Origin of the sequence: Citrobacter sp. wls829 (assembly GCF_005280825.1) — a bacterium.
GTDB classification, from domain to species: Bacteria; Pseudomonadota; Gammaproteobacteria; order Enterobacterales; family Enterobacteriaceae; genus Citrobacter; species Citrobacter gillenii.
This window is the reverse complement of record NZ_SZWP01000122.1, coordinates 1-251: the sequence shown is the minus strand read 5'-3', so window position 1 is coordinate 251 and position 251 is coordinate 1. Positions and strand designations below refer to the sequence as shown.

Annotated in this window: 1 tRNA gene; it reads left to right on the top strand. The window is 50.6% G+C overall.

Annotation, left to right across the window (positions count from 1 at the left end):
* Positions 1-144: 144 nt before the first annotated feature.
* Positions 145-219 (top strand) — tRNA-Gly (locus tag FDW88_RS22370).
* The last annotated feature ends 32 nt before the right edge of the window (positions 220-251 follow it).

Here is a 251-nt window from a genome sequence, read left to right as displayed (position 1 = left end):
CGAAGGTTCGAATCCTTCCCCCACCACCACTTTCTGGCAGCGTTATCGCCGCCTGGGTTGGTTAGAAAAATTAACCAGCTCAAACAGAAAAGAGAGAAATCTCTTTTTTGTTACAGAAAGAACTGGGTAGCCGAGTTTCAGGATGCGGGCATCGTATAATGGCTATTACCTCAGCCTTCCAAGCTGATGATGCGGGTTCGATTCCCGCTGCCCGCTCCAGACGTGCTGATATGGCTCAGTTGGTAGAGCGC